Source organism: Rhizobium sp. Root274 (genome assembly GCF_001429245.1).
Taxonomy (GTDB): domain Bacteria; phylum Pseudomonadota; class Alphaproteobacteria; order Rhizobiales; family Rhizobiaceae; genus Allorhizobium.
Window position 1 is genome coordinate 911,302 of sequence record NZ_LMJE01000001.1, and the last position, 24,010, is coordinate 935,311.

The 24,010-nt window shown below is 61.9% G+C and carries 26 protein-coding genes; 11 read left to right on the forward strand and 15 right to left on the reverse strand.

The genetic code is table 11. The features are described from left to right. Positions 1–5: 5 nt before the first annotated feature. Positions 6–2,042 (reverse strand): pseudouridine synthase, encoded by a 2,037-nt coding sequence (locus ASE36_RS04690; protein WP_062276019.1) that lies wholly within the window; start codon positions 2,040–2,042, stop codon positions 6–8. A 69-nt stretch (positions 2,043–2,111) separates the two neighbouring features. On the opposite strand from ASE36_RS04690, the gene ASE36_RS04695 reads away from it, so the two are divergent. Then, positions 2,112–2,567, forward strand: coding sequence for a nucleoside deaminase (locus ASE36_RS04695; protein WP_062276021.1), 456 nt, complete (start codon positions 2,112–2,114; stop codon positions 2,565–2,567). Then, positions 2,564–2,884 carry a hypothetical protein gene (locus ASE36_RS04700; protein ID WP_062276023.1) on the forward strand — a complete coding sequence of 107 codons (321 nt, stop codon included), beginning with the start codon at positions 2,564–2,566 and terminating at the stop codon, positions 2,882–2,884. The genes ASE36_RS04695 and ASE36_RS04700 overlap by 4 nt, the downstream gene beginning before the upstream one ends. Positions 2,885–2,901: 17 nt before the next feature. Here the strand turns inward: ASE36_RS04700 and ASE36_RS04705 are convergent, their stop codons facing one another. From ASE36_RS04705 to chrA, 10 genes are all read right to left on the reverse strand, one after another. After that, the gene (locus ASE36_RS04705) at positions 2,902–3,384 is read right to left on the reverse strand and encodes a GNAT family N-acetyltransferase (protein ID WP_062276026.1); all 483 of its coding nucleotides are present in this window, start codon (positions 3,382–3,384) and stop codon (positions 2,902–2,904) included. Positions 3,385–3,452: 68 nt separating this feature from the next. Then, positions 3,453–4,085 (reverse strand): hypothetical protein, encoded by a 633-nt coding sequence (locus ASE36_RS04710; RefSeq protein ID WP_062276028.1) that lies wholly within the window; start codon positions 4,083–4,085, stop codon positions 3,453–3,455. Positions 4,086–4,221: 136 nt separating this feature from the next. After that, complete coding sequence (gene ileS, locus ASE36_RS04715) at positions 4,222–7,143, reverse strand: isoleucine--tRNA ligase (protein WP_062276030.1); 2,922 nt, start codon at positions 7,141–7,143, stop codon at positions 4,222–4,224. A gap of 253 nt (positions 7,144–7,396) precedes the next feature. Beyond that, entirely contained in the window at positions 7,397–7,630 is a 234-nt protein-coding gene (locus ASE36_RS04720) for a BrnA antitoxin family protein (protein WP_062276032.1), read from the reverse strand. 118 nt (positions 7,631–7,748) lie between these two features. Continuing rightward, positions 7,749–8,975: a GGDEF domain-containing protein gene (locus ASE36_RS04725; protein WP_062276034.1), complete on the reverse strand. Its 1,227-nt coding sequence runs from the start codon at positions 8,973–8,975 to the stop codon at positions 7,749–7,751. Positions 8,976–9,127: 152 nt separating this feature from the next. After that, positions 9,128–9,571 (reverse strand): YeeE/YedE family protein, encoded by a 444-nt coding sequence (locus ASE36_RS04730; protein WP_062276035.1) that lies wholly within the window; start codon positions 9,569–9,571, stop codon positions 9,128–9,130. Further along, on the reverse strand, positions 9,571–9,999 hold the full coding sequence (locus tag ASE36_RS04735; RefSeq protein ID WP_062276037.1) for a YeeE/YedE family protein: 429 nt from the start codon (positions 9,997–9,999) through the stop codon (positions 9,571–9,573). The genes ASE36_RS04730 and ASE36_RS04735 overlap by 1 nt, the downstream gene beginning before the upstream one ends. 117 nt (positions 10,000–10,116) lie before the next feature. Beyond that, positions 10,117–11,097 carry a bifunctional riboflavin kinase/FAD synthetase gene (locus ASE36_RS04740; RefSeq protein WP_062278073.1) on the reverse strand — a complete coding sequence of 327 codons (981 nt, stop codon included), beginning with the start codon at positions 11,095–11,097 and terminating at the stop codon, positions 10,117–10,119. A gap of 13 nt (positions 11,098–11,110) precedes the next feature. Continuing rightward, on the reverse strand, positions 11,111–11,959 hold the full coding sequence (locus ASE36_RS04745) for a TIGR01459 family HAD-type hydrolase (RefSeq protein WP_062276039.1): 849 nt from the start codon (positions 11,957–11,959) through the stop codon (positions 11,111–11,113). A 97-nt stretch (positions 11,960–12,056) separates the two neighbouring features. Beyond that, positions 12,057–13,412, reverse strand: a complete 1,356-nt coding sequence (chrA, locus tag ASE36_RS04750; protein WP_062276041.1) for a chromate efflux transporter — start codon at positions 13,410–13,412, stop codon at positions 12,057–12,059. Positions 13,413–13,563: 151 nt separating this feature from the next. On the opposite strand from chrA, the gene groES reads away from it, so the two are divergent. From groES to ASE36_RS04770, 4 genes are all read left to right on the forward strand, one after another. Continuing rightward, entirely contained in the window at positions 13,564–13,860 is a 297-nt protein-coding gene (gene groES, locus ASE36_RS04755; RefSeq protein ID WP_062276043.1) for a co-chaperone GroES, read from the forward strand. A 68-nt stretch (positions 13,861–13,928) separates the two neighbouring features. Further along, positions 13,929–15,569 carry a chaperonin GroEL gene (groL, locus tag ASE36_RS04760; RefSeq protein WP_062276045.1) on the forward strand — a complete coding sequence of 547 codons (1,641 nt, stop codon included), beginning with the start codon at positions 13,929–13,931 and terminating at the stop codon, positions 15,567–15,569. A gap of 914 nt (positions 15,570–16,483) precedes the next feature. Further along, entirely contained in the window at positions 16,484–16,924 is a 441-nt protein-coding gene (locus ASE36_RS04765; RefSeq protein ID WP_082510938.1) for a hypothetical protein, read from the forward strand. A 242-nt stretch (positions 16,925–17,166) separates the two neighbouring features. Beyond that, positions 17,167–17,616 (forward strand): DoxX family protein, encoded by a 450-nt coding sequence (locus ASE36_RS04770; protein ID WP_062276047.1) that lies wholly within the window; start codon positions 17,167–17,169, stop codon positions 17,614–17,616. Between the two features lie 199 nt (positions 17,617–17,815). Here ASE36_RS04770 and hisG read toward each other — a convergent pair whose 3' ends face one another. The 4 genes from hisG to hisS form a co-directional block, all read right to left on the reverse strand. Continuing rightward, on the reverse strand, positions 17,816–18,511 hold the full coding sequence (gene hisG / locus ASE36_RS04775; RefSeq protein WP_062276049.1) for an ATP phosphoribosyltransferase: 696 nt from the start codon (positions 18,509–18,511) through the stop codon (positions 17,816–17,818). Further along, positions 18,508–19,629: an ATP phosphoribosyltransferase regulatory subunit gene (locus ASE36_RS04780; RefSeq protein WP_062276051.1), complete on the reverse strand. Its 1,122-nt coding sequence runs from the start codon at positions 19,627–19,629 to the stop codon at positions 18,508–18,510. The genes hisG and ASE36_RS04780 overlap by 4 nt, the downstream gene beginning before the upstream one ends. 176 nt (positions 19,630–19,805) lie before the next feature. Next, entirely contained in the window at positions 19,806–20,171 is a 366-nt protein-coding gene (locus tag ASE36_RS04785; RefSeq protein WP_062276053.1) for a VOC family protein, read from the reverse strand. A 4-nt stretch (positions 20,172–20,175) separates the two neighbouring features. Beyond that, on the reverse strand, positions 20,176–21,693 hold the full coding sequence (gene hisS / locus ASE36_RS04790) for a histidine--tRNA ligase (protein WP_062276055.1): 1,518 nt from the start codon (positions 21,691–21,693) through the stop codon (positions 20,176–20,178). A gap of 153 nt (positions 21,694–21,846) precedes the next feature. Between hisS and ASE36_RS04795 the strand changes: the two genes are divergently transcribed. From ASE36_RS04795 to ASE36_RS04815, 5 genes are read left to right on the forward strand one after another with little or no spacing between them, the layout of a single operon-like run. Next, a complete protein-coding gene (locus ASE36_RS04795) occupies positions 21,847–22,074 on the forward strand; it encodes a DUF6290 family protein (protein WP_062276056.1) in 228 nt (75 codons plus the stop codon). Next, positions 22,058–22,327 carry a type II toxin-antitoxin system RelE family toxin gene (locus ASE36_RS04800; protein WP_062276058.1) on the forward strand — a complete coding sequence of 90 codons (270 nt, stop codon included), beginning with the start codon at positions 22,058–22,060 and terminating at the stop codon, positions 22,325–22,327. Before ASE36_RS04795 ends, ASE36_RS04800 begins: the two co-directional genes overlap by 17 nt. A gap of 3 nt (positions 22,328–22,330) precedes the next feature. Then, positions 22,331–23,086, forward strand: a complete 756-nt coding sequence (locus tag ASE36_RS04805; RefSeq protein ID WP_062276060.1) for a hypothetical protein — start codon at positions 22,331–22,333, stop codon at positions 23,084–23,086. A 52-nt stretch (positions 23,087–23,138) separates the two neighbouring features. Next, a complete protein-coding gene (locus tag ASE36_RS04810) occupies positions 23,139–23,531 on the forward strand; it encodes a hypothetical protein (RefSeq protein WP_062276062.1) in 393 nt (130 codons plus the stop codon). A gap of 57 nt (positions 23,532–23,588) precedes the next feature. Then, positions 23,589–23,978 (forward strand): DUF305 domain-containing protein, encoded by a 390-nt coding sequence (locus ASE36_RS04815; RefSeq protein WP_274533376.1) that lies wholly within the window; start codon positions 23,589–23,591, stop codon positions 23,976–23,978. Positions 23,979–24,010: the final 32 nt, after the last annotated feature.

Here is a 24,010-nt window from a genome sequence, read left to right on the forward strand (position 1 = left end):
GGGCCTTACCTCTTGCCCTTGGGCGCGCCGCGACCGGCACCCCCAGGCTTGCCGCCAAAGCCGCCGGGACCACCGGAGCGCGGGCCGCCGGCCGGGCGACCACCCGGCTTGCCGCCAAAGCTCTTGCCCGCCGGTTTGCCACCGGGTTTGCCGAACGACTTGCCGGCCGGTTTGTCACCGAAGGACTTTCCAGCAGGCTTGTCGCCATAGGCCCGCGCGGCAGGCTTGTCGCCATAGGCCCGCGCGGCAGGCTTGTCGCCATAGGCGCGACCGGCAGGCTTGTCGCCGTAGGTCTTGGGCCCGCGCGGCTTGTCACCAAAGGGCTTTGCACCGCGAGGCTTGTCACCGAACGGGCGCTCGCCGCGCGGTCGTTCGTCACGTGGGCGGTCGTCACCCGAGCGGGCCGGACGGTCGGAGAAATCACGACGCGGTCCACGCTCGTCTCCGTCGCGACGCGGCGGACGATCTGCATTGTCGCGACGCGGTCCACGGGCGGGGGCGTCACTGCGCGGGCCCCGGCTTTCGGCCTCGCGGCGCGGGCCACGGTCAGCACCTTCGCGACGCGGCGCACGGTCGTCGCCGTCACGGCGGGCGGGACGGTCGCCAAAGCCACCACGCTTGTCACCACGGCCACCATCGCGGCCACCGGGCTTCTTGTCGGGACCGTCGGCGCGGATCCATTCGCCCTCGTCGTCATGGGCGCGGCTGACGATGACGCGCGGTCCTTCGCGGTCGTCGAAGCGATCCACGGGGCGTTCCGGGCGGTTGTCAGGCTTGCGGCGGGCAGCGGCAGCGGCTGCCTTTTCGCCGAGCGGACGCGCGCCAGGCGCCATCCAGACATTGGCCGTACGGTTCTTAGCGGCAGCCGGCGCACGCTTCGGCTTGTCGTCGAACTTGTTGTCGGCGAATTTCTTGTCGCCAAACTTCTTATCGCCGAACTTCTTGTCACCAAACTTTTTCGAGCTGTCGCTGCGGCTGGTGTCGAGTCGTTCGAGCGCACGTTCACGGCGGTCGTTCTTGTCGAGTTTGTCGGGGCGCTTGCCTCCGGTGGAGCGCTCGTCGCGGGCCCATTCGGCCTTGGCCGGGCGGGCCGGCTTCTTCGACGCTTCTTCGTCGTCCTCGACCTCGACGCCGCCATGGCTATAGACAGGCGCATCGAAATTGGCCTTGGCTTCCTCGATCAGGCGGGGCCCGAGCTGGTCGCGCAGCATGCGGCCACGGACTTCCTGGACCTGGCCTTCCGGCAGGTCGCCGAGCTGGAACGGGCCGTAGGAGACGCGGATCAGGCGGTTGACCTCGAGACCAAGCGCGCCAAGCACGTTCTTGATCTCGCGGTTCTTGCCTTCGCGCAGGCCCATGGTGATCCAGACATTGTGGCCCTGCTTGCGGTCCAGCGTCGCATCGATGGCACCGTAGAGCACGCCGTCGACGGCAATGCCTTCCTTCAGCGCATCGAGTGCCGGCTGGTCGACATCGCCATAGGCGCGCACGCGGTAGCGGCGCAGCCAACCCGTGGTCGGCAGTTCGAGCACGCGGGCAAGGCCGCCGTCATTGGTGACGAGCAGCAGGCCTTCGGTGTTGATGTCGAGGCGGCCGATCGACATGACGCGCGGCAAATCTTCCGGCAGGTTCTCGAACACGGTCGGACGGCCTTCCGGATCGGAATTGGTCGTCACCAGACCGGCTGGCTTGTGGTAGAGCCAGAGCCGCGTGCGCTCGATGCCACGGATCGGCTGGCCATCGACCTCGATCGTGTCGGCGAGTGTTGCGTTCAGCACCGGGCTTTCCAGCACCTTGCCGTTCACCGCGACGCGGCCTTCCATGATCATGCGCTCGATGTCACGACGCGAGGCGACGCCCGCGCGCGCGAGCAGCTTGGAGATGCGCTCGGGCTTCATCGTGTCGTCGCTGGCCGGCGCCTCAGGGCGGGCGGCACGTGCGGGCTTGGTTTCGGTTTTTGCGGCCGGCTTGCGGGTGAGCGGCTTGCCGCCGCGCTCAGCGGGCTTGCCCGCCGGGCGCTTGGACTTGTCTTTGAATGTCATTTGTTGTTTGCCTGTGGTTTGGGCTGTCGTATCAGGTCGCGCGGCTCGGGTTAAGCGGAAAGTTCAGGCATGGCGCAGACAAACGGCTTCATGGATGCCGCCTTCGCAGAGGCGCTTGCCGCCGGCGAACGCGGCGAAGTGCCGATCGGCGCGGTGGTGGTGCGCGAGGGCGAGATCATCGGGCGAGCCGGCAACGAGACGCGGGCTTTGAGTGACGTGACGGCGCATGCCGAAATCATGGCCATCCGGCGGGCGGCGCAAACGGTGGGTGACGAGCGGCTCGTGGATGCCGATCTCTATGTGACGCTTGAGCCCTGCACGATGTGTGCGGCCGCCATTTCCTTTGCCCGCATCCGCCGGCTTTATTATGCTGCGCATGACGCAAAAGGTGGTGCGGTGGAAAGCGGCGTGCGCTTTTATGCCCAGCCGACGTGCCATCATGCGCCAGAGGTCTATTCCGGCATCCGCGAGACCGAGGCCGCCGAGATGCTCAAGAGCTTTTTCCAGACGAAGAGAGAGACATGATCCTGATTGCACCCCTGCTCTCGCTGATCGCAATGGGCCTGATCGCTGCATGGGGCCATCGCAACATCGCGCCGGAGCGGCGGTCGCTGCCCATTCAATGGTCCGTGAGCGGCGCGGTAAACCGCGAGGTGCCGAGGCTCGTGGCGGTGGCAGCCATCCCGGTGGCGATCGCCGCCGCCATGATCCTTGTCGCCTATCTCTCGCGCCATGATCCGGCCGATCGCAACATGGCGCTCATCTGGATCTCGATCATCGGCCCGGGGATCGAGGCCTTTTATCTCGCCTTTCTGGCACGGATGCTCGACACGGAAGAATGACACCTCAGGGTCGCGGCTTAGTCGATCCCGGCAAAGGCCTTGAGTTTTTCTCCGCTTAGCCGGTAGCGGATCCATTCGGTCTGCGGTTCCGCGCCGATCGCGTCATAGACGCGGATGGCCGGCTCGTTCCAGTCGAGCACGCTCCATTCAAAGCGGCCGCAGCCTTTCTCCACCGCCACTTTCGCCAGATGCTTGAGCAGGAGTTTGCCGGCACCTGAGCCGCGATAATCGGGCGAGACATAGAGATCTTCGAGATAAAGCCCGTTCTTCGCTTGCCAGGTGGAATAATTGTAGAACCAGACGGCAAAGCCGGCCGGCTTGCCGTCGCTTTCGAGGATCACCGCTTCGGTGACCGAGCCTTCACCGAAAATGGATGCACGGATTGTCTCTTCGGTTGCCTCGACCTCGTGGCCGGCCTTCTCATAAACGGCAAGTTCGGTGATGAAGCCAAGAATAATGGTGGCATCGTCAGGCGTTGCGGGGCGAATGGTGAAGGGCATCAGGACACCTCAAAGAAAAAGGCAGGGCGTTTGCGCCCTGCCCTGATCGATTGCACTGGAAAAGCCGCTTATTGAAAGGGCATCCACCACGAGCTGGTCTGCTGGGCGGCCTTGGCAGCCTTCTTGCGACGCTTTTCCTTCTTCGCTTCCGGTTCGCCGAGATCGGTGAGGGTCGCCTCTTCGGCCTGACGATATTCCGTCGGCGGATCCGACAGAAGGCGGCGCTGGTCGAGATAGGCGCCCTTCTGCAGCTTGCGGGCTTCGCGGAAAGCCTGCCACTTCTGCGTCTCGGTCATCGTGCCCGAGGTGCCGTAGCCGGCAAGCAGCGGCGAACGATAGCGCGGGTTATCGGCATTGGCGTCGGCCTCGGCGACCAGACGTTCGCGCGCCTCTTCCGGGGACTCTGCCCATTCCGGATTGTTCTCGCGGTTGGCGACGGAGGCCTGTGGGGCAACGAGCGCTGCCGTCTGCGTTCCGCCGGGCGGCAAGACGAGCGACGGACGCGGATTGTACTTAGTGCCCTTGTTGGCCGCCTCGCGAGGGGCGATCGATACGGCGGTGCCGACGTCATCCGCCAGCTGCTCCATGGCCGTCTTGTCGGTGCCATAGGTCGGGCCACCGACGCAGCCGGAGAGGCCAACAGTCACGCCAAGCAGTCCAGCCATGCCAAGGCCAACTCTGAACAGATATGCCGATTTCATGAATGCCTACCAGCCTCGCCGCAGTTCATCTGTGCCGCCGAATATTTCCTCCCCACCGCTGCCGGTGGAATTCGGCCAATTTCAGGCAGTTTTACCGGATGACCCACGAAAGCGCAAATCATCCGGTAATATTTCCTCAGTTGAGCGCCGCAAGCTCGCGCAGCGCCTGCGCGTCGCGGGCCGAGACCTCGGGATATTCAGGGTCGGAGCCGACGTCCTTGGTGATCTTCCAGGAGCGGGCGCACTTCGTGCCCTCAGCCAGCTTCGGCTCGACGGAGACCTTGGTGCCATCATCCAGACGGAAGGCGTCCGAGGGGCCTTCGCCTGCGACAACAGAGATGTCGGAGGTGATGCAGATCTCGGCGAAATCCAGGCCTTCGAGCGCCTTCAGGAGATCGGCGTCGGCGACATGAACGACCGGGGCTGCTTCCAGCGAGGAGCCGATGCGCTTTTCCTTGCGCTCGATTTCCAAGGCACCGGTGACGGCACGACGGACGGCGCGAACGCTTTTCCACTTTTCGGCAACGGCCTCGTTCGACCAGTCGGCGGGAACCGTCGGGAACTGCTCGAGATGGACCGACTCAGCCTTCGGATCCCGCGAGAGCCAGGCCTCTTCCGTCGTGAACGGCATCATCGGGGCAAACCACAGGACCAGGCAATCGAAGAGCTTGCGGATGACGAAAAGGGCCGAGCGGCGCTTCAGGCTCGACGGGGCGTCGCAATAGAGCGTGTCCTTGCGGATGTCGAAATAGAAGGCCGAGAGCTCGACATTGGCGAAGTCCGACAATGCGCGGACGATGCGCTTGAAGTCGAATTCGTCGTAGCCCTTGCGGACGATCTGGTCGAGTTCGGCCAGACGGTGCAGCATCAGCTTTTCAAGTTCCGGCAGATCGGCATAGGCGATCTCGTCGCCATGGTCATGGGCGAGCGTGCCGAGCATCCAGCGGATGGTGTTGCGGATCTTGCGGTAACTGTCGATGTTCGTCTGGATGATCGTCTTGCCGAGGCGCTGGTCTTCCCAGTAGTCGGTGTTCATCACCCAGAGGCGCAGGATGTCTGCGCCGGATTCCTTCATCACATCCTGCGGCGTCACCGTGTTGCCGAGCGACTTCGACATCTTGCGGCCATCCTCGGCCATCGTGAACCCGTGGGTGACGACGGCGTTGTAGGGCGCGCGGCCCCGCGTCGCACAGCTTTCGAGCAGCGACGAATGGAACCAGCCGCGATGCTGGTCGGAGCCTTCGAGATAGACGTCGGCCGGCCATTTCAGGTCCGGGCGATCTTCCAGCGTGAAGGTGTGTGTCGAGCCTGAATCGAACCAGACGTCCAGGATGTCCGACACCATCTGCCACTTGTCGCCATCATGCTCCTCACCGAGGAACCGTTCCTTGGCACCTTCGGCGAACCAGGCATCGGCACCTTCCTTCTCGAAGGCTTCGAGGATGCGGGCGTTGACCGCCTCGTCCTTCAGAACATTGCCTTCGGCATCGGCGAAGACGCAGATCGGCACGCCCCAGGCGCGCTGACGGGAGAGCACCCAGTCCGGGCGCTGCTCGATCATGGCGCGCAGACGGTTCTGGCCGCCTGCCGGCACAAAGCGGGTCTGGTCGATAGCGGAGAGGGCTCGGGTGCGCAGCGTCGTGTCGTCGCCGAGGTCCTTGTCCATATAGACGAACCACTGCGGCGTGTTGCGGAAGATGACCGGCTTCTTGGAGCGCCAGGAATGCGGATAGTCGTGCTTGATGCGGCCACGGGCAAAGAGATTGTTGGCCGCGATCAGGGCTTCCATGACGCGCTTGTTGGCGTCGCCCTTCTTGCCGTTGTCATCGAGTACGCGGGCGGCACCACCTTCGGCGGAGGGGCCGAAACCGGGGGCGTCTTCGGTGTAGAAGCCGGCATCATCGACCGGGAACGGGATCTTGGTGTCGATGCCACGGGCTTCGAGCTGGCGGACATTGGCCATCCAGGCTTCAAAGTCTTCGCGACCATGCGACGGGGCGGTGTGGACGAAACCGGTGCCGGCGTCGTCAGTGACATGGTCGCCGTCGAGCATCGGGACGGCGAAAGTGTAGCCCAGATCCTTCAGCGGATGGGTGCAGGTGATCGCGCGGAGTTCCGCGCCGGTAACGTCGCGGACCAGCTTCAAGGTTACCTTGGCCTTGTTTGCTGCGTCTTCGGCAAGGCGCTTGGCGAAGATCAGCTTCTCGCCCGGCTGCGGGCCGAAGTCATTGGTGGCTTCGGTGATCTCGTAGAGGCCGTATTCGATCTTCGAGGAGTAGGAGATCGCGCGGTTGCCGGGGATGGTCCAGGGGGTGGTGGTCCAGATGACGACGGAGGCATCAAGAAGATCGGTCATCTTGGCGTCATCGCGCGCCACAAAAAAGACCGGGAACTTCACCCAGATCGTGTCGCTCTCGACTTCGGCATACTCCACCTCAGCTTCCGCCAGCGCCGTGCGCTCGACGACCGACCACATGATCGGCTTCGATCCGCGATAGAGCTGGCCGCTCATGGCGATCTTCAGGAGTTCGCCGGCGATGCGGGCTTCCGAATGGAAGGCCATGGTGGTGTAGGGATTGTCGAAATCGCCCTCGATGCCGAGACGGCGGAATTCGTCGGACTGCTTGTCGATCCAGCCCTGGGCGAATTCACGGCATTCCTGGCGGAATTCGTTGACCGGGACCTCGTTTTTGTCCTTGCCCTTCTCGCGATATTTCTCCTCGATCTTCCACTCGATCGGCAGGCCGTGGCAATCCCAGCCGGGCACGTAGTTCGAATCGAAACCGCGCATCTGGAAGGAGCGGGTGATGACGTCCTTCAGCACCTTGTTCAGCGCATGGCCGATATGGATGTTGCCGTTGGCATAAGGAGGGCCGTCATGCAGGACGAATTTTTCGCGGCCGGCGGCCGAGGCGCGCAGGCGCTTGTAGAGACCCATCTGTTTCCACTTCGCCGCCATTTCCGGTTCCTTCTGAGGAAGGCCGGCGCGCATCGGGAATTCTGTCTCGGGCAGATAGAGGGTCTTGGAGTAATCGATCTTTTCAGGGGTATCGGTCATGGATCAGCCATCGGATGGGGCGACCTCAAGTGGTCGCGGAATAGTGTCTTGGATTGGCGGCAAGCGGGCGATGGGCTTGAAACCCAGCGCCAAAAACCCGGACCTTCCCGCAGCTCTTCAAGCCGCCGGGAGGGCCGGGCCAATAATTCGAATGATCCGGGCCGCCGAAAGATACGTCATGGCCGCGTTCTTTAGGGGTTTTTCGCGCCGAAAGGAAGGGGCAAGATGGGCACCTATATGCCCCTTTCTACTCTCAGGCTTCCGCCCCGACCACCTTGCGCAACGCATCGTTGATGCGGTCCTGCCAGCCGGGGCCATCCTTCTGGAAATGTTCGAGAACCGCGCTGTCGAGCTTGATCGAGACCATTTCCTTGACCTCAGGCGGCGCGCGGCGTTCGACGGCGGGGGCGACGGGCTTCGGCGCCGGGCGGAATAGGGCTTCAGCGGCATCCTTGGGGTTCACGGGTCTGCGCGGCGTCATGGCCATCTGACATCTTTCCGGATCTGCGGGTGATTTGCTGGTTTGCACTAGGCGCCAATGCGACCGCAGCGTCAAGCTGTCATCCGGTTTCGCAAAGGTCTCTGCCTCACCTCAGCCGGACCCGTCAGGCCGAGAGGCGCGTGATCCCGTCCCAATCGCTCAGCACAAGTGTTTCCAGATGCGTCGCAGAACCGTCGGCGTGAGAGGCTCCCGGTTCATGAAGGACAACCCGGTTTCGGCCCTGGTCCTTGGCGGCATAAAGGCCGACATCCGCCTCTGCCATCCAGGCATCCAGGCTTCGCTGCGGCATCTGCGTCAGCACGAGACCGCAGGAGACGGTCATTCGAAAGCGGTGATCGCCGGAACGGATGTCTTCCGATGCGACAGCGAGGCGAATGGCGTTGATCGTGCTCCAGGCAGAAGCGCGATCCTGGTTGGGCAGGCATATACCGAATTCCTCGCCGCCAAGGCGGCCGAAGACCGCATCGGCCGGCAGGAGGCGCAAGACGCGTTCGGCAAATTGCACCAGCGCATCGTCACCCCCCTTGTGACCGTAGGTGTCGTTAATGCGCTTGAAATGATCGAGGTCGAGCACGGCGATCGCGGTGCCCTGCCCTTCGCTCAGCCGCGCCGCCTGCTGCAGGAACATGCGGCGATTGGTGAGCCCGGTCAGGCTGTCGCGCTCGGCGAGCCGCCGCTGAATTTCACCGCCACGCTCAAGCTTCAGAACCATGGCCATCAGGAAAGCGAGCAGGTTGAAGACCAGCAGCAGCATGCTGGTATAGGTCAGCCATTCCGAGACCGGAGTTCGGCCGATAAACTCGATCGGATAGAGGATCGGCAGCGGGGCGATCAGCAGGCTGGACAGGGCATAGGCGACGTAAACAATGGCGGCGAAACGGCCGGATGGCAGGCGCTCGCCGGGATTGCCGCGCCACAGATCCCTTGTGCCGAGTGCGAGGTTAAAGGCTGATCCGAGATAAATGAGAGAAATGCGAACGGGTCCCGGATCCTCCAGCAGTTCGGCCAGGACCATGAGCATGCAAACGACAAAAGATATGTTGAAGGCCTGCCACAGCCGATAAGGCTGACCATAGAATTCCTTGAAACCAAGACGGATGAGGCCGGTGCGCGCGACATAGACCACGCCGCCGACATAACCCAGGATGTTATAGGGTAAGTGTTCCGTCAGGCTTGAGCAGATGGTGCCGATCACCATCGACCATGCGGCCAGAGCCCAGAAGATGATTTCCTTCTGGCGCGGGTTGCGCGCCCAGGCAATCGTCGCGACGATCATCAAGGCGAAGTTGATCACTACATTGTAGGTGAGGACGGTCACCACATCTAACATCGGATCGGCACTCTTTCGGTCAGCAATCAGACCATCGAACCACCATATCCCGATATTCAGATTAAATTGCGCGATATGGGCTGAGAAACATGCGCGATACGGTTAAGTGCAGGTAAAGCGGTGGTCCGCGCTGCTCTTATGCGCAGCTGCAGTCACCGCGACCGCGCAACATCCGCAAAGAAATCCGTCTTGGCCAGTTTGCGCGCAATCAGGATTTCGATCAGAAGCGCCATGACGAAGATCGCCGCCGAGGTATGGCCGAGGCCGAGAGCGGGGATCGAGGCGCCGGGGCAGAAACCGGCGATGCCCCAGCCTATGCCGAAGACGGCCGAGCCGCCGATCAGCCTGATGTCGATGGCGCTCGCCTTGGGCAGGTGGAAGGCCTGGTCGAAGAGCGGCTTTTGCCGGGCGCGGAAAAGCAGCGCATAGCCCGGAGCGGCAACCACAAGCGCCCCGGCCATGACGAAAGCGAGGCTTGGATCGAAGCTGCCAGCGAGATCGAAGAAATTGAGTACCTTGGCCGGGTTTGCCATGCCGGAGAGGACGATGCCGGTTCCGAACAGGGCGCCGATCAGGAAGACGAGGAGGAAACGCATCAGATCATTCCTCCCGCGACGTGGCGGATAATGAAAAAGGTGAGAATGGCGAAAGCCATGAAGGTGACTGTCGCCGCGATCGAGCGGCGCGACAGGCGCGCCATGCCGCAAATGCCATGGCCAGAGGTGCAGCCGGAGCCGAAGGTGACACCGATGCCGGCAATCAGGCCGCCGAAGACCAGCGCAGCCGTCGAGACGGGAACGGCGTAATCGACCGTGTATCCCGACATCGAGAGCAGGAAGGGCGCGAGAATTGCGCCGGCGAGGAAGGCAGCCTTCCAGGACCAATCGGACCCGAGTGGCGGGAGAATACCGCCGATGATCGCGGTCATACCGGCAATCCGCCCCCAGGTCAGCATCAGAAGCACGGCCGACAGACCGATCAGCAGCCCTCCAGCGAAAGACATCAAGGGGGTGAATTCCGTCAAGACAAACTCCAGTCTGATAAGGCCATGTGCCGGTGTGGCAGCAGGCGCAATGCGAGCTGCTTCATCATGGAAGCTGCGCGAGGGGCAGAGCTCCTGCGCGCACGATCGTCCGCCTGATCAGAAGGCAATCTTGCGATCCAGCTCACCAATCGCACTCACACCGGTGAGCAATGCCCTTGCCTCTTCTTCGTCCTTGCGAATCTGGACGACCAGCCGGTCAAGACCGTCGAATTTCCATTCGTCGCGCAGGTGACTGAAGAAGGAGACAGAGCAGATCTCGCCGTAGAGATCGCCGGTGAAATCGAAGACGAAGGTTTCAAGCCAGGGATCGCCGTTTTCGGTGACCGTGGGGCGGTAGCCGAAGCTTGCAACGCCATCGCGGATGATGCTGTCGGGGCGGCGGAAGCGGACGGCATAGATGCCGGGACGCAGCGTTGCTTCCGGCTGCAGATGCATGTTGGCGGTGGGAAAGCCCAGCGTGCGACCGAGCTGCTTGCCCTTCATCACCTCTGCCTCGACGGTGAAACGATAGCCGAGCAGACCTGCCGCCTGGGTGACGTCGCCTTCTGCGAGGAGGCCACGAATGCGGCTGGAGGAGATGACCTCGCCGCCTTCATCACGGAAGGCGTCGACCAGTGTCACGCCGAAGCCATGGCGGCCGCCAGCTTCCATCAGAAAGGCGGGACCACCCTCGCGGCCTTTGCCGAAGTGGAAATCGAAGCCGGTGACGACCTCACGGGCGCCGAGCCAATCGACCAGGATCGACTGGACGAAATCCTCGGCCGAGCGCTGCGAAAATTCACGGTCGAAGGGATATTCGATCACGGACTGGAAACCCATGGCTTCCAGGATACGGGCGCGCAGCGATGGTGGCGTCAGGCGGAAGACCGGTTTGTCAGGGTTGAAGACAGAGCGCGGATGCGGCTCAAAGGTCAGCACCATGGCGGGAACGCCGAGCGCTTCGGCCCGCTCCAGAGCGCGGCGCAACACCGCCTGATGGCCGCGATGAACGCCATCAAAATTGCCGATGGCGACCACGCCGCCGCGCAGAGCTGATGGCAGCGGCTCCCTCTTTTCGTTGCGATGGAAAACCGTCATGTCTGCCTGTGCCTCATGCCAGCCGATGCATCCAGTATTGCGGCGCCACATTTTCCCGATCGAGGAAAACGTGAAGCGCGCCCTCATCCGTCACGCCGTTTGCCGCATAATCCGCCGCGTGGATGCCGCCGGAGATATAGAGGAGGTCGAGGCCGGCATCGACGGCGCCCTTGACGTCCGTCGGCATGCCGTCGCCGATCGCGAGAACACGGGTCTTGTCGAAATCGCCACGCGCCTCGCGGGCCGCAGCCAATGTCGCCTCGTAGATCGGCGTGTGCGGCTTTCCGGCAATGCGGGTTTCGCCGCCGAGCGCCGTATAGAAAGCGGCAACGGCACCGGCGCAGGGAATGATGCGATGACCGCGCTCGACCACGAGATCGGGATTGGCGCAGATCAACGGCACCTTGCGGGCGACAAAGTCGGTGAGCATCTCGCGATAATCTTCCGGCTGCTCGGTTTCATCATCGAAGAAGCCGGTGCAGACGACGCAGTTTGCCTCTTCCGCCGATACGACCTCAACATCGAGGCCATCGAACAGCGGCAGGTCGCGCTCGGGGCCGAGGAGGAAAACCTTTTTCGGACCGGCGGCGATGAGTGTGCGGGTGACGTCGCCCGAGGTTACGATGCGGTCATAGGCGGTATCGGGAACGCCAATCGCACGCAGCTGCGGGATAACCCCGATGGCCGGGCGTGGCGAATTGGTGATGAGGACGACCGTCAGCCCCTTCGCCCGTGCCGCCGTCAGCGCTTCACCGGCGAGCGGAAAGGCATCGATGCCGTTGTGCAGCACGCCCCAGACGTCGCAAAGGATGACGTCATAGCTGTCCGTGACGTCGCCGAGGGTGGAAATGCTGCGGGCCATTTGCGTTCCTGACTTGAAGTTCGTGCCCGGTGACATGGCAAAGGATAGGCGGCAAGGCAAGGGGCTTGGCCGAGCGAGGGGCAAATTGCTGCGCCGGCTAGAGCAGAAAGCGGACGGCGAGACCGAGCAGACCGGCTGCGATCAGCGTCTTGCCGACGCCCATATGGAAGCGAAAGATCATCACGGCTGAGAGGACGGCAATGGCCAAGGCCGGGACATCAAGCGAGGCCAAGGCCGGTTGCGGCAACGACAGCTTTAGCCAACCAAGACTCAGCAGGCTGACCGGCTCCACGGTGTGGAAGACGACATGCAGGGCGAACCAGACGGCAAGATTGAGGATGACGCCGACGACGGCAGCGGTGATCGCTGACAGAGCTGCACTCAAGAGGCGATTGCCGCGCAGGCGCTCGATGTAGGGGGCGCCTGCAAAAATCCAGATGAAGCTCGGGATGAAGGTGGCCCAGGCGGCAATGAGGCCGCCGAGGAACCCGCCAATGAGCGGATCCAGCGCGCCGCTCTGACGAAAGCCGGCGAGGAAGCCGACATAGGAGAGCACGAGGACCAAAGGCCCGGGCGTCGTTTCGGCAAGCGCCAGGCCGTCGAGCATCTCGCCGGGCTTCAGCCAGGCATAATGATCAACCGCGACCTGGGCGACATAGGCGAGCACAGCATAGGCGCCGCCGAAGGTGACCAGCGCCATCTTGGAGAAGAAGACCTGTATCTCCGGCAAAGCGGTCTCTGGAAGGATTAGCCAAAGCATGGGGAGCGGCGCCAGCCACAGGACGATCCAGAACACGAAGGCCGCAATCTGGCGCAGGAAGGGCGGACGCGCTGTCCTCTCGCCCATTATCTCGGTCGCCGCCGGTTTGGCACCGCGGGCGTGGATCAAGCCTGCAAGAGCCGCCGCCAGCACGACCAGCGGGAACGGCAGAGACAGGAAGAACAGCGCGAAAAAGGCTGCGGCGGCAAGGCTTCGGTGAAAGGGTGTCTTCAAGGCCCTTTTGCCGATGCGGATGACCGCCTCGACGACAATGGCCAGCACTGCCGCCTTGAGGCCGAAGAACAGGCCCGCCACCAGTGTCGCTTCCTGGTAAACGGCATAGGTCGCCGACAGGCCAAGGATGACGGCCAAGCCTGGCAGCACGAAAAGCAGACCGGCAATTATGCCGCCGCGTACGCCATGCAGGAGCCAGCCGATATAGGTCGCAAGCTGCTGGGCCTCTGGACCCGGCAACAGCATGCAATAGTTGAGCGCATGGAGATATCGATCCTCATCGATCCAGCGTTTGTCCTCGACGCAGATGCGATGCATCAGCGCGATCTGCGCGGCCGGCCCTCCGAAGGACATGAGGCCGATGCGGGCGAAGGCTGAAACGAGTTCGGCGAGAGAGAGAGAGGACGGAGGGACGCTGGAGACTTTGCTGCCGTGGATGTCGGTGGGTTTCGCCGGCATGCACCCTTCCCTTTTTTCACGAGCGCGCTTGACTCGTCGCGAGCCTGTTCTTATCTCAGCCTCGCTGGCACTCCCCCAGGGCGAGTGCTAACAAATTCCGATGCGATACCCTCAAGGGGTCGCGAGTGTCATTTGATCGAGGGATTAGACAATGGCAAGCACCAATTTCCGTCCGCTGCACGACCGCGTTGTAGTCAAGCGCGTCGAGTCCGAAGAAAAGACCAAGGGCGGCATCATCATTCCTGACACCGCCAAGGAAAAGCCGGCTGAAGGCGAAGTCATCGCTGTCGGTCCTGGCGCCCGCGACGAAAGCGGCAAGCAGGTTGCCCTCGACGTGAAGGTCGGCGACCGCGTTCTGTTCGGCAAGTGGTCCGGCACCGAGGTCAAGCTCGATGGCGTCGACCTGCTGATCATGAAGGAAGCCGACATCATGGGCATCATCGGCTGATTTCAGCCTGATCCCCACCTTCCTTTTTAACCAAGTCAACAATGGGCTAGACGCCCGGGAGTTTGAACATGGCTGCTAAAGAAATCAAGTTTGGCCGCACCGCACGCGAAAAGATGCTGCATGGCGTCGACATCCTCGCTGATGCCGTGAAGGTTACCCTCGGCCCCAAGGGTCGTAACGTCATCATCGACAAGTCCTTCGGCGCTCCGCGCATCACCAAGGACGGTGTATCGGTTGCCAAGGAAATCGAACTGGAAGACAAGTTCGAAAACATGGGCGCCCAGATGGTCCGCGAAGTTGCTTCGAAGACCAACGACATCGCCGGCGACGGCACCACGACTGCAACCGTTCTTGCCCAGGCCATCGTTCGCGAAGGCAACAAGGCCGTTGCTGCCGGCATGAACCCGATGGACCTGAAGCGCGGCATCGATCTGGCCGTTGCAGAAGTCGTCAAGGACCTGCAGGCCAAGGCCAAGAAGATCTCGACTTCGGAAGAAGTTGCCCAGGTCGGCACGATCTCGGCAAACGGCGACACGCAGGTCGGCAAGGACATTGCCGAAGCCATGCAGAAGGTTGGCAACGAAGGTGTTATCACCGTTGAAGAAGCCAAGACCGCTGAAACCGAACTCGAAGTCGTCGAAGGCATGCAGTTCGACCGCGGCTACCTCTCGCCCTACTTCGTGACCAACCCGGAAAAGATGGTCGCCGATCTCGACGACGCCTACATCCTCCTGCACGAAAAGAAGCTCTCGAACCTCCAGGCCATGCTGCCGGTTCTCGAAGCTGTCGTTCAGACCGGCAAGCCGCTCGTCATCATCGCTGAAGACGTCGAAGGCGAAGCTCTTGCTACGCTCGTCGTCAACAAGCTGCGTGGCGGTCTGAAGATCGCTGCCGTCAAGGCTCCGGGCTTCGGCGATCGCCGCAAGGCCATGCTGGAAGACATCGCCATCCTCTCGGGCGGCACTGTCATCTCGGAAGACCTCGGCATCAAGCTCGAGTCGGTCACGCTCGACATGCTCGGCCGCGCCAAGAAGATCTCGATCACCAAGGAAAACACCACGATCGTCGACGGTGCCGGCCAGAAGTCGGACATCGAAGGTCGCGTTGCCCAGATCAAGGCGCAGATTGAAGAAACCACCTCTGACTACGACCGCGAAAAGCTGCAGGAACGTCTTGCCAAGCTCGCTGGCGGCGTTGCCGTGATCCGCGTTGGCGGCTCGACGGAAATCGAAGTCAAGGAACGCAAGGATCGCATCGACGACGCGCTCAACGCAACGCGCGCTGCTGTCCAGGAAGGCATCGTCCCCGGCGGCGGTACCGCTCTCCTGCGTTCTTCCACGAAGATCACCGTCAAGGGTGCAAACGACGACCAGGAAGCCGGCATCAACATCGTTCGCCGCGCCCTCCAGTCGCTGGTTCGCCAGATCGCCACCAATGCCGGTGACGAAGCGTCGATCATCGTCGGCAAGATCCTCGACAAGAACGAAGAAAACTACGGCTACAACGCCCAGACCGGCGAATTCGGCGACATGATCGCCATGGGTATCGTCGACCCGGTCAAGGTTGTTCGCACCGCCCTGCAGAACGCAGCTTCGGTTGCTTCGCTGCTGATCACCACCGAAGCAATGATCGCCGAACTTCCGAAGAAGGAAGCTGCTGGCGGCATGCCGGGCGGCATGGGCGGCATGGGCGGCATGGACATGATGTAAGACCCATCGGGTCTTACCATCAGGTCCATTCAAGCCGCCCATCATTCAAAGTGGTTCAGCGCGTCAAGCGCGCTGAACTGGCGGCATGGACATGATGTAAGACCTTAGGGTCTTACCATCAGGTCCATTTAAGCCGCCCATCACTCAAAGTGGTTCAGCGCGTCAAGCGCGCTGAACTGGCGGCATGGACATGATGTAAGACCTTAGGGTCCAAGCATCGAGCCATATGGTTCAGTTTGGAAGGGCGGCTCTCGGGCCGCCCTTTCTGCGTTTGGGAACGCGTCTTGAAGCCCGATGCTCAAATCAACACACAACCATTCGTCGTGCATGTTGACACGTAGAATTCGAATATGAATACATGTTAACCAAGTGCTTCGTAATTGCCCTGACACTTCCGGCGCGAAAGCTATTTCAGCAGATCATTGCTGATTAGATCATTCTAATATTTTATTGCGATGCTTGGGGACAAATCGTCGATAGTTAGTCGTATCCTGGAATGTGAGGCGTTTTCATCTATATACTTTCATGGTATCTAGCGGGTTAATTTTAGGGGGCGAGACGCTTCGGACTTGCAACCTATACTTGGGGATCGGTTTAGCCGCCAGGAGCCAGGTTCGGGGATTGGGTCAAACTTTGCCGGAAGCTTCCGCGAGGAAGCGGAGTTGGCCGATGGAAACCTTTAGATGTGAGTTAGACTATTCATATATAAAGGTTTGAAACGCGATTCTGGCTTGCTCCAGTACCGCAGGTGGGGGCTCCTGCGGAGGTGAGACGAAGGCGTGCAGGCGGTAACCGGCACACTTTCATTCAACGAAATGCCGGTCTGGGCCGGTTGGGGACTTCGGACGTTTTGCCTGGCGGGGCAAGACCTCCAGCATGGTGAGGGCCGTTTCGGCCTCGGCTTGGGGACAACCTTGTTCAAAATTGCAAATGCAGATCTCGCGACCAGTTTTGCGGTGGGCGATCCGGAATCCGACCGTTTCCTCGGTCAGAACGCCTGCCGATTCGGAATATCCGAGGATTGGACGGGCGACCTGACGAACGGCATTCTGACGCTCGGCAGCCGAGCGCGGCAGTTGCATGGGCTTGATAGCCACGAGTGCGGTCTATTGACCATGATGCGCTGCTACGAACCGGCCGATCGTGGGCATATTCTGAGGCTGTTCGAACAGGCGGCCACGGAGCCTTCGCGCTTCTGCTATTCGACAACCATCCTCTCTGCAGCCAACCAAAGGCAGCCGGTCTTTTGCATCGGCGAATCCACCGGCTTCGACGGCACGCGGGGGACGATGGTGGGACTGTTCAATTTCCCGCGCTTCCAGTTGCCCACGACAGCAACCGTAACCCCTGTCTGATTGTCACCACGGAAGAGCTGACCAACGCCCCTCCGTGCCGACGACCGGCTGAAGATAGGCAGCAGGATTGTGTGCGTCAGTGTTTACAACTGAGGCCGATCAAACTGCCAACTGTTCTGTTTTTGTGAACGAACAGTCAAGCGTCGTTAATCTATCGCTTAAGCAAAAATCCAGGCATCTAGGATCCACATTCTGAAGCCCACAAGGGGTGTGGTTTCAGCGACAAACTCATGGAGCCTAAGATGTCCAGCACCAATAATGGCCTTCTCGTCCTTGTCCGCATTCTGCTTTCGTTCATTTTCATTTTGTCCGGCTTCGGCAAGCTGTCTGACCCGACGGCCACCGCTGGCATGATCACCGGCGCCGGTCTGCCCGCCGCTGGCCTGCTCGCCTACGCCGCCGGCCTCTTCGAACTCGTTGCCGGTCTCTTCGTCCTCGTCGGCTTCCAGACCAAACTGACCGCCTGGGCCCTGGCCATCTTCTGCGTGTTCACCGGTCTCGTCTTCCATTCCGGCACGGTTGCCATCGAAGGCTGGCCGGAAGGCGCGCTTGGCTGGATCAACACGCTGAACCAGATCATGCTGATGAAGAACATCACCCTGGCTGGCGGCTACATCGCTCTCGCCATCGTCGGTGCCGGCGCCTACTCGATCGACGCCCGTCGCGGCTCGGCTTCTGCCGTCTCCGCCTGATCCCTGCCCTATAAGGTTCAAAACAAACCCGCTGGAGCGATCCGGCGGGTTTTTTTGTGTTGTGTTGCGCGCTGCCCCTCATCCGCCTGCCGGCACCTTCCCCCGGCAGGCGGGGAGAAGGCAGCAAGCAGCGCCGTGTCAGTCCCCTCTCCCCGCTCGCGGGGAGAGGGTCAGGGTCAGGGGCAAATCTTAAGCAGCCTCACAGCACGCCGCGCACGGCCTCAACGATGCGGCCGATCATGGAGTTGCCCTCATGCTCCGGCTTTCTCGCTCGCACCAGGCAAGCCTCGGAGCGCAGGATGACACCGTCCGACAGGACCTTCAAATGATTGGCCTTCAAGGTCGAGCCGGTCGAGGTGATGTCGACGATGATATCGGCCTGGCCGGCGGCTGGCGCACCTTCGGTGGCGCCCAGACTTTCAACGATGCGGTAGAGCTGGATGCCGTGCTGGCGCGAAAAATGCTGCTGCGTCAGGCGCCAGTATTTGGTCGCGATCGCGAGCCGTCGGCCATGGCGTGTGCGGAATTCGGCGGCGACGTCGCCGAGGTCGGCCATGGTGTCGACATCGTACCAGATTTCGGGAACGGCCACGACGACATCGGCATGGCCGAAGCCGAGGCGGGCGGCGATCTCGACGCGGGCGTCTGCTTCCGCCAGACCCTCGCGGATCAGATCCTCGCCGGTCACGCCGAAATCGACGGTGCCGTTGCCGATCTCGCGCGAGATTTCCGAGGCCGATAGATAGGCGATCTCGACATCTTCGAAGCCTTCGACGCGGCCGCGATAGGAGCGGTCATTGCCGACGGCGACGATCTTCATGCCGGCCTTTTCGAAGATGGCGGAGGCATCGTCCTTCATTCGGCCCTTGGAGGGCAGACTGATGGTGATGGTCATTTTGCGCTCCGTTCGTTTTCGATACGATCCAGCCAGAGCGAGAAGCCGACGGCCGGGATATGGGTCTCGGCGCCGAGCAGGGTCAGCAGGCGATCAAAGCGTCCACCACCGGCGAGCACGGCTGGCTTGCCCTCGACGGCCACTTCGAAAACGAGGCCGGTGTAATAATCGAGCGGGCGGCCGAAGGCGGCGCGGTAGGTGATGCGGGAGAGGTCAGTACCAATATTGGCCAGCGCTGCGACGCGTTCGTCGAAACGGGACAGAGCCGATCCGAGCTTCAGGCCGGCGGCATCGGCAAAACCGGCGAGCGCTGCCGACGCATCGGCAAGCGGCAGCTCCAGCGAGAGGAATTCGCGCAGCAGAAGCAGAGCTGCGCCATCCAGCCGGGTTTCCGAAAGCTCCAGCTTCTCCTTCAGGCGACGGGCGATCTCGGTGGGCGTGCGGCTCGCATTGGTCAGATAGCCGGTCGCCTGCATGGTCGCGTCGATATGGGCAATCAACGCGTCCTGGTCGCCGCTTGCGAGCAGGCTTGAGACTTGCGAATCGAGACCGGGGACCGGCGTCGGGGTAGCGAGGGTACGCAGCAGCTGGTCAATCTGGGCCGGGTTGCCGAAAGCCTGAATCAGGCGCTTCTGCCAGCCGGCCGGCAGGCCGAGCGCCTTGACGACGGCTTCGAACACGGACTGGTCGCCGAGGGTGACGGTGAGCGGCTTCGTCGGCAGGAGGCGGGTGAGGATCGCCACGCTGTCGGCAATCGCGCGGGCATCCGAGGCGGCGATGGCGATGTCACCGAGATCTTCGATGCCGGCCTGGTAAAATTCCTGCGGGCCTTCGCGGCGCTGGCGGAAGACTTCGCCGAGATAGGCATAACGCTTCGGCGTGCCGGTCGCGGTCTCGATGTGGCGCAGACAGACGGGAATGGTGAATTCGGGCCGCAGGCACAGGCTTTCGCCGCGCTCATTCTCGGTGAGGAAGATGCGCCGACGCAGATCCTCGCCCGCCATGTCGAGGAAGGGGGCGGCCGGCTGGATCACGGGCGTGTCGACGCGGGTCGTGCCGCGTGAGGTGAATTCCTGCAGGATGGTGCCGGCGAAATCGGGCATGTCGGTCAGGGGCATGTTACACCACGGCTTAGAGAGTACCCCCCTCTGACACTTCGTGACATCTCCCCCTCAAGGGGGGAAATCAGAGGGAGTTCGGGGTGCTCAACCGTGATCGATCTCCCCGCTTGAGGGGAAGATGCCCGGCAGGGCAGAGAGGGGTAAAGGCTCGGCACTACATCAACCATGAGTATTCAACCAACTGCCTGCATCAGCTCGATCCGATTGCCGAAGGGGTCGTAGACATACAGCCTGTCAAACCCCTGCAACGGCTCGTCCGAAACGACTTTGTATCCTGCGGCTTCAATCCTTGCCGCGAGCCCTGCCAGACCTTCGACGAGAATTGCGGGATGCGCCTTGCGAGCCGGGCGAAAATCTTCTTCGACACCGAGATGGATGCGAAGATCACCCTGCTCAAACCAGCACCCACAGCGCCGGGCCAGATTTTCCGGCTTCTGCACTTCGATGAGCCCCAGCACATCACGATAAAAGGCACGCGCCCGGTCTTCACCACCTGACGGCATGGCCAGTTGAACATGGTGAAGCGCCAGAAGGGCCATTTACTCAACCTTTCGCCCGGCAGCGATCTTCCGCCTGGGCAGCCAGGATCTCCTTGACCTTCGCCACGAGCTCGGCCTCGGGCACCACTTCCTGCGCCACACGCGCCTCGCGCCATTCGGCATTGTCGGTGATCTCGCCCGAGAGGCGCTTGCCCTCGATCAGGTCCTTGATCTGCACGACACCTTGAGCGCGCTCGTCGCCGCCCTGGATGATGGCAATGGGCGCGCCGCGGCGGTCGGCATATTTCAGCTGGTTGCCGAATTTTTTCCAGTTGCCCTGGTACATTTCGGCGCGGATGCCTTCTGCGCGCAGATGCTGCGTGAAGCGCTGGTAACGGCCCATGCTCTCGACATCGCCGTCCATGACGGTGACGAGGACCGGGCCGAGCGCGTGGTCCTCGCCGAGCTTGCCGAGGTTCTTCAGCGCCGTCATCAGACGCGAGACGCCGATGGAGAAACCCGTGGCCGGGACCGGCTGGCCCATGAAGCGGGAGACGAGGCCATCGTATCGCCCGCCGCCGCCGACCGAGCCGAAGACGACCTTTTCGCCCTTTTCATTGGTAACGTCGAAGGTGAGTTCGGCTTCGTAGACAGGGCCGGTATAGTATTCGAGGCCACGGACGACGGAGGGGTCGATCTTGATGCGGTCCGGCCCGTAGCCGGCGCCTGCAACAAGCGCGCCGATCATGTTCAGTTCCTCGACGCCCTCTTCACCCTTGGAGGTTCCTGCGACGAGTGCGGCCAATTCGGCAGCGCTTTCGGCATAGGACTTGATGCCGACGAAGAAAAGGACCTTAGCAATCTGCTCCTCATTCAGCCCCGCACCCTTGGTGAAGTCGCCGGACTCATCCTTGCGGCCTTCACCGAGCAGAAGCTTCACGCCTTCAGGCCCAAACTTATCGAGCTTGTCGATCGCCCGCAGCACGTTGAGCCTACGACCTGCATTCTCCTCGCCGCCGAGGCCGATGGCCTCCATAACACCATCCAGAACCTTACGGTTGTTGACCCGGATCACATAGTCGCCGCGCTTGATGCCCAGCGCTTCCAGCGTGTCGGCCATCATCATGCACATTTCGGCATCGGCCTGGACGCCGGGGGCACCAACCGTATCGGCGTCGAACTGCATGAACTGGCGGAAACGGCCAGGACCCGGCTTCTCGTTGCGGAAGACGTAGCCGGCGCGGTAGGTGCGGAACGGCAGCTGGATTTCCTGGAAATTCTCCGCGACATGGCGGGCCATCGGCGCCGTCAGGTCGTAGCGCAGCGACATCCACTGGTCGTCGTCGTCCTGCAGCGAGAAGACGCCTTCGTTCGGGCGGTCGCTGTCGGGTAGGAATTTTCCGAGCGCATCGGTGTATTCGAAGAGCGGGGTCTCGATCGGGTCGAAGCCGTAGCGCTCATAGACCTCGCGGATGGTCTCCATCATCTGATTGGCGGCGCGGATATCGGCTGCCTCGCGATCGACGAAGCCGCGCGGCAGGCGGGCCTTCAGCTTTTGCGGCTTCTTGTTCTTTTCGCTCATGATGACAACCGGAATTCCGTTTTAAAAAGGTGCCGGTGTCTTAGAGGATCAAGGATTTGGCGGCAAGGGCGAAGGCGGGTGGGGTCGAGGTCGGATGCTGGAAAATGGGTGGGCGCGGTGGTATATTCCAACGCGAAACCAGAGGTTGGACCGATGAACAAGCGCGTCACGCTCGATATGCCGGAAGAAATGCATCAGCTGATCGTCGAATACGCCTCGGAGGCGGGTGCCGAGCCGGATGATTATCTGCGCCAGATGATCCAGCGCGAACTTGAGAACCTGCAGGATCTTGCTGCCGCGGACGAGGCCATGAAGCGTATCAAGAGCGGCGAGGACAAGGTCGTCAGTTCCGAGGAGTTTTGGCGTGGCCTGGACGATTGAATATCGCCAGCCTGTTCGGAAAACGATCGATAAACTCGATCCCGTCATTCGCCGCCGTATAAAACAATTTCTCGAAGAGCGGCTTGCCAAACACGACAATCCCCGAAGCCTTGGCGATCCCCTTCATGGGAGCAAACTTGGCGCCTATTGGCGCTACACAGTTGGCGACTACCGCATCATCTGCGATATCCAGGACGGCAAACTCATCGTGCTCGTGGTCGAGATCGGCCATCGAAGCTCCGTCTATCGGTAAGACATGATCCTCGAAGCCCTGAATTATGCCGCGACATGGCCGCTCACCTCGGCTGGTCATCGTCGGTTCATACGTTCCTCCGTCAATCTGTGGGCGCGGGCCAATCGCTGTCGTGCCGCCTGGGCCGAACATGAGCGGCAGACGAAGGCGGCCATTCTGAAGGCCGCTGAGGGTTGTCGGCAGCGGCGGACGGCCGTGGTGCTGGGGTCGGGGCTGCTGCGGGACGTGCCGGTGATCGAGCTGTCGCGGCTGTTCGATACCGTCGTCCTGGTCGATCTCGTGCATCTCGCCAGCGTGCGCGGCTGGATCGCTCTGAGGGGGCTGAAGAATGTTCGGCTTATCGAGCGCGATGTCTCCGGGCTCGACGCGATGTTGGCCGGCGAGCCGTTGGAGCCGCTCGCGTTCCTGAGACAGGTACCCTATCTCGATTTCGTGACCTCGGCCAATCTGCTGTCGCAGATCAGCATCGGGGCCAGCAGGCGGATTTCGGGGATGGAGCGCCAGGCTGTGCCGAACGATCTGCTCACCGCACTTGTCAGAGCGCATCTCGAGGGAATGGCGCAGGTAGCGGCGCAGACGGTTCTTGTGACCGACATTTCCTATACGGTTCTGGACGGGTCGGGGGCTGCACATGAGACTGAAGACCTCATGCATGGCGTCGATCTCGGCAGCCCTTCCTCCCAGTGGGATTGGCCTGTGATCCCGTTCGGCGAGGAAAGTCGCGATTACCAGATCGTCCACCGCGTCGTCGTACGGTGACTTCGATGTCACCCGCCTTGCTTTCGTCGAGATCGCGCATCATCTTCACGCCATGATCTCGCTCGCCCGCCTCCTGCTGTTCGTCGCAGCGCTTGCCTATGGTGCCATGCCCGTAACTGGCATGTCGGCCATGGCGATGCCTGTGGTCCAGATGACGGATCATAGCGGCGGCCTGGATCGCCCGGCCTCTGTGGCGAAAGCCATGGTGGATGTCGACTGTCCACATTCGGGCGTCAGCAAGACAGTGGCCGATGCTGGCGAGGGTGCCGGCGACAGTTCCAAGCCGATGAAGATCAACGGACATTGCGCCGCCTGCCTGACCCTGCCCGCCAACCCCGCCTTCGCCGATGGCGGGCAAGCCGCGCGGGCAGCGGAAGCCGGCTTGCCGATGCCGCAACTCGTATCGCAGATGGCAGCACCGGTCACCCCCCCTCCCCGCGCCTGAGACGATGACCGGCGTGGCGTTTCGCTGCGCCCCTTCCATCATCGATCAGCACAGGAGATAACAATGCTGAAAACCATTCTTCTTTCGGCGTCGCTTGCGACCGCCCTTTCCACCTCCGCCGTCCTTGCACAGGATGACACCATGCATCAGGGCCACGACATGTCCTCGATGGACCATGGCATGATGGATGACAGTCCGTCCTCCAAGGCCTTTGCCGCCGCGAATGAAAAGATGCATAAGGACATGGCCGTGCCGCTCGCCGGCAATGCCGATGTCGACTTCGTCCAGGGCATGATCCCGCACCATCAAGGCGCGATCGACATGGCGAAGATCGTGCTCGAACACGGCAAGGATCCGGAGATCCGCAAGCTGGCGGAGGATGTGATCAAGGCCCAGGAGGGCGAAATTGCCATGATGAAGGCATGGCTGGCCAAGAACGGCCAGTAATTCGCAACCAGGCCTGAAACCGGCAATGGCGC